Consider the following 4175-nt stretch of genomic DNA (forward strand, 5'->3'; position numbering starts at 1 on the left):
AGTTACAGCATAACTGCGCTTGCTGGCTGGGGGAAGATCCGTCAGGTCTGCCAGGCTGAGCATGCTGTTGCTGCTCCTGGCGATGGTGTTTTTGGCCATCGCCGGCATCAATATGGTAGCGGGAATGTGGTTCCAGAGCTTTCAGGCGCAGGCTGATATCACCGATTGTGTGGGTTTCACCAACAACGCGCTGGCCGGGTGCATTGCGGAAAAAGGTAAATTTGCCCGCACCGGCATGGTGCTCCAGTACGTGTTTGCTGTCGCGATATTGCCTTTTTTTGCGTACTGGTTGTCTCGTGGGGGTGAGTACCTTGCGGCCAAAAGTGCCGCTGACCGACTCGCTTGGGATCAACGTGCCCCACTGATTTTTCTTCGGTCGTTCGATGATGATCAGGTGACGCTGAAGAACTCGCCACGAACCCCCCTACAACTGCTGATGTCGCCGCGTCGGTGGCGCCTCAACCTGGATCGCATGTTGCTGTCGGAGTTCATGTCGTGGGCACCGCCGAGGGCTTTGGGAAAGCCAGAAGAAAAGGACAAGGCTTCCCCGTTCGGAGCATTGCGCAAGTTCTCCGAACCGGATCCCCCGGGAACCCCGGAGGAAGAATCGCACTGGCGCAATGATGTGCGCCACTACACCGATGCGGCGCGCGTGATCGTGATGATATTTGACGAAAAGATACTGGACGGCGACAACGGTGTCAGTTGGGAAATGCAATACATCGGCGACAACCCGGCGATCCTGCGGAAGACCGTTTTCTTCGTCAACCCGAAATATGCCGAGCGCCATCGGCAGGAAACCGCAGACGAGCATGCTGCTCGCTTGGCAAAGTTGTGGCGGCGCGCAGGCGAGATGTCGGGTTTTGCAGTGATGCAGGACACCGCCCGCGCCTTTGCCTGTTTTCCCTCCCAGAAACTGGTGTTCTCCGGTGAGCGTTGCAGCGCCAGCGAATATCTGATGGCGCTACGGGCATCGGCGCATACGTTCGATCCGGCGGCCGTCTGATCGATCCGATCGTACGCGGGTCGGGGTGCAGCCCACTGTTAACCAAAAATGGGAAATCCCCCGGCTTTGCCGGAGGACTGGAAAAGTTTGACATTTCAGGGAGTCCATCAGGAAACTTCAAGCCGTGAGCCGCCAAGCACACGATCGTCCGGGAAAGCCAGCTTAACGATCTCCTCGTAGGAAATCGACTTTCCGGTCACCTCGCGCGGGCGACCATTGACGATGATGAGGACGGTCTTGTTCTGACCGGGAGCCTGACCACTGTTGGAGTTGCTCATTTCAAATCTCCTTGTGAGATGTTGGGTAAGTGATCTCATACATTGCCGCCCTCCACAGAATGTCTGTTAGCGTGTCTAATAGTACAACCGGGTTTCACAAATTGTCAAGTAACGTGTATGATTAAAGCAAACAGACGCTGTACCCCACCCATACAACAGGAGGTATAACCGTGAGCAATCACGAGCAGGCGCTGGGCAAGTGGCCCAACGCGCCGTTGGCCCTTGTGCTGGCGCAAGTCCGTTTTGATCCCGAAGTTGATACCGAATACAAGGAGGTTGCTGCGCGCCTCAAGGCTGCGCTGGGCGAACGCTTTCCTGCCATGAAGGCCGTGCGGCAAGTGACGTTTTTATTTGGCAATACGCCCGGTCCAGCCATGGAATCCAAGTCGAACGAGGGCGAGGTTGGCCGCGAACTGCGCAGTGACGACAATCGACGTGCTTTGCGCCTTCAGGACGGAGTGATGACCTACACCACCTCCCTCTACGAGGATTCGCTGCACTTTCTGGCGGAATGGCGGTCCATGCTGGACTGCCTGTGCGCCACCGGAGGGGTCAAGGTGCAGCGGCTGGGCCTGCGTTACGTTGACTTCATCATTCCCACTGCTGGGAAAGTGCCCGAGGACTACTTCAAGGACGGGTTCGGCCACTTGACCAACGTCTTCGGCGAAATCGCCCAAACTGCCTTCATGAGTCACGAATACCCCAGAGGGACCGATGGGGCGATGCGTGTCCAGTTTGGCCGTGGCTTTGCACCACCTTCCCTGCCGCCAGATCTCGATGGTTCCGTTCAGCCCCCTCCCGCCTTATTTGGGAAATACTCCGAAGGGCAGCCATCGGCGGTTCTGGACATTGACCGCTGGCGCGTGGATTCCCGCCGAATGCTGGCGGAAGAAATCGCTGGGGAATTCCAGCGTCTTCGCGACGATATCTGCACGGCATTTGGCCGTATCATTACGCCGGAAGCCGAGGCCGAGTGGTCGGGCCAGCCGGTATAAGGAGGAGAGGATGCACAATTCACAAGCGCAGGCCAGCCGCGATTTCGCCATCCGTCGGGGTGCCATGCGTACTCTCTATGGCGAAGGAACCGGAAGCGCCTTCGTTGAGGACCAGTCTGACCCTTTCCAAGGCGTTCCGCGCATGTGGACGCTGTTGAACCACGCCACTCCGTATTTGCGGGAAGGCCATTCGGCGACGACCGGCGCCTACATCGTTATCACCAAGAATCAAATCGACCTCCCGGAAGAAACCCCTGCGGCGATGGAGTTGAACTTGGAGGCCGCGCTGCCACCCGTCGCGCTCTCCCCGGCGTCCGTTCTGGATGGAGTGCGTACCGTCTTCGGCCTGAACATCAGTGAGACTGCCGAGGTTTTCGGTATCACGCGGCAGACGGCCTATCAGTGGATGAAGCTCACTGACATGGAGCAAGTGCGCGCCCACGAAAATCGCGACCGCCTCAAGCAACTCTACGGCGCGGCGCAATTATGGCAGAACCTCCCGTCTCTCAAGGGGAGGTGGCTCTATGCGCTGCTGCCCGCCGGCAACACCATGCTCGACCTTCTAAAAGCTCCACAAATCGACCATGAGGTTCTGCAGACCGCCTACCAGGTGCTCGTCGCCAGCACGGCAGATAGGCGGCGCGAGGAGGGTGAGCGCGCGACCCAGGCTGCAACGGCGCTGACAGGCGCTTTCGCTGGCCTCGGCGCCGGGCGCAAGGCTCGAAAGGGGATAAGCTGAGTCCGCTTGAAGTCTTTCTGGAGCGATTGCAGGCGCGCTTGGATCAGATCGCCGAAGAGGACCGGCGCCTTCTGGTGGTGATCGCCGGCCATAACGGTGCCGGTAAAACCACGATCTACCGCGAGCGGATCGCCAGCGCCCTCGCCTGCCTCTTGACGGAACACATCAATCCAGATGAGATCGAGAAGGTCATCACCTTCGATCTGGGTGAGCACAGCCTTTCCAAGGAGGAGTTCGAGGAACGTGCAGCGACGGAAGCGACCCGCTTGCGCCAGCAATACCTCGACCGGGAGATCAACTTCAGCTTCGAAACCGTGTTCTCCGATCCCGAGCAAGATAAGGTTGGGTTTATGGATGAAGCACGTCGCCGCGGCTATTTGGTGCTGCTCATTGCCGTCGGTCTAGGATCGATTGAGAAGTCCAAGGCGCGCGTGGCCATCCGGCACGCCAAGGGGGGCCACAATGTCCGCGACGACAAGATCGAGGGTCGCTACGAGCGGGTGCTTCTGAATTTCGCGCACGGCGCCCGCATCGCCACGCTGGCGATCTTTTTCGACAATAGCGAAGATCGCAGCGAGGACGACTTGGATACCTACTGGGACATTGCTTTCTTTGAGAATGGGAGGTTGGGTGTCAAGGATGAATATCCACCGGCGTGGTGGCACCAAGTTGAGAGCACCTTCTATCGGTTAAATGCCGGTGCAATGTGAATCACCCCGGCTGGATTTCGTCCTTGAACGCGGACAACGACTCGTCGCCATCGAAGTAAAAAGCGGTGCCATGCCGGCGCAACTGCGCGGCCTTGCCGCCTTCGAATGCCAATTCGGTGCCTGCCGCCACCTGTTGATCGGCGACGGTGGCATCCCCTTGGCCGAGTTCCTTTCCTATCCGGCGGAGCACTGGTTTTGAGCCAAGTCTGCGATCCCGACCTGCTGGTGCCGCGCACCTGCACGACGCGCAACGAGCAAAGCGGCGAACGCAAGAGCCAGCCGCTGGAGGATTTGCGTGCCGTGCCGGCCTATGTGCTGCTGGGCGACCCCGGTGCCGGCAAGACCAAATCGTTGAAGCGCGAGGCAGCGGCCACCGGCGGCCATTACCTCCCGGCGCGCAGCTTCGCCACCCTCGAACCTGGTCCACAGCTTGCCGGCAAAACACTG

General features: G+C 59.1%; 7 protein-coding genes. 5 read left to right on the forward strand and 2 right to left on the reverse strand.

The features are described 5' to 3' along the window. Window positions 1-61: 61 nt before the first annotated feature. Window positions 62-1006 carry a hypothetical protein gene (locus CAPSK01_RS16090; protein WP_034928972.1) on the forward strand — a complete coding sequence of 315 codons (945 nt, stop codon included), beginning with the start codon at window positions 62-64 and terminating at the stop codon, window positions 1004-1006. A gap of 107 nt (window positions 1007-1113) precedes the next feature. On the opposite strand, the gene CAPSK01_RS23410 is transcribed toward CAPSK01_RS16090, so the two are convergent. After that, window positions 1114-1284: a multiubiquitin domain-containing protein gene (locus CAPSK01_RS23410; RefSeq protein WP_273703849.1), complete on the reverse strand. Its 171-nt coding sequence runs from the start codon at window positions 1282-1284 to the stop codon at window positions 1114-1116. 170 nt (window positions 1285-1454) lie between these two features. Between CAPSK01_RS23410 and CAPSK01_RS16095 the strand changes: the two genes are divergently transcribed. The 3 genes from CAPSK01_RS16095 to CAPSK01_RS16105 all read left to right on the forward strand — a co-directional run bounded on the left by CAPSK01_RS16095 (window position 1455) and on the right by CAPSK01_RS16105 (window position 3728). Then, window positions 1455-2279 (forward strand): TIGR04255 family protein, encoded by an 825-nt coding sequence (locus tag CAPSK01_RS16095; RefSeq protein ID WP_034928975.1) that lies wholly within the window; start codon window positions 1455-1457, stop codon window positions 2277-2279. Window positions 2280-2421: 142 nt separating this feature from the next. Beyond that, window positions 2422-3018 (forward strand): hypothetical protein, encoded by a 597-nt coding sequence (locus tag CAPSK01_RS16100; protein ID WP_273703850.1) that lies wholly within the window; start codon window positions 2422-2424, stop codon window positions 3016-3018. Between the two features lie 38 nt (window positions 3019-3056). After that, window positions 3057-3728: a zeta toxin family protein gene (locus tag CAPSK01_RS16105; protein ID WP_273703851.1), complete on the forward strand. Its 672-nt coding sequence runs from the start codon at window positions 3057-3059 to the stop codon at window positions 3726-3728. A gap of 1 nt (window position 3729) precedes the next feature. On the opposite strand, the gene CAPSK01_RS23415 is transcribed toward CAPSK01_RS16105, so the two are convergent. Beyond that, entirely contained in the window at window positions 3730-3918 is a 189-nt protein-coding gene (locus tag CAPSK01_RS23415; RefSeq protein ID WP_273703852.1) for a hypothetical protein, read from the reverse strand. 5 nt (window positions 3919-3923) lie between these two features. Here CAPSK01_RS23415 and CAPSK01_RS16115 point away from each other — a divergent pair. Further along, a partial coding sequence (locus tag CAPSK01_RS16115; protein ID WP_034928984.1) for a hypothetical protein occupies window positions 3924-4175 on the forward strand: 252 nt, incomplete at its 3' end.

Source organism: Candidatus Accumulibacter vicinus, assembly GCF_000584955.1.
GTDB lineage: Bacteria > Pseudomonadota > Gammaproteobacteria > Burkholderiales > Rhodocyclaceae > Accumulibacter > Accumulibacter vicinus.

Bases quoted from the DNA above. Each gene is read 5' to 3' on its own strand.
- CAPSK01_RS16090 (WP_034928972.1), top strand. From the start codon at position 62: ATGCTGTTGCTGCTCCTGGCGATGGTGTTTTTGGCCATCGCCGGCATC.
- CAPSK01_RS23410 (WP_273703849.1), bottom strand. From the start codon at position 1,284: ATGAGCAACTCCAACAGTGGTCAGGCTCCCGGTCAGAACAAGACCGTC.
- CAPSK01_RS16100 (WP_273703850.1), top strand. From the start codon at position 2,422: ATGTGGACGCTGTTGAACCACGCCACTCCGTATTTGCGGGAAGGCCAT.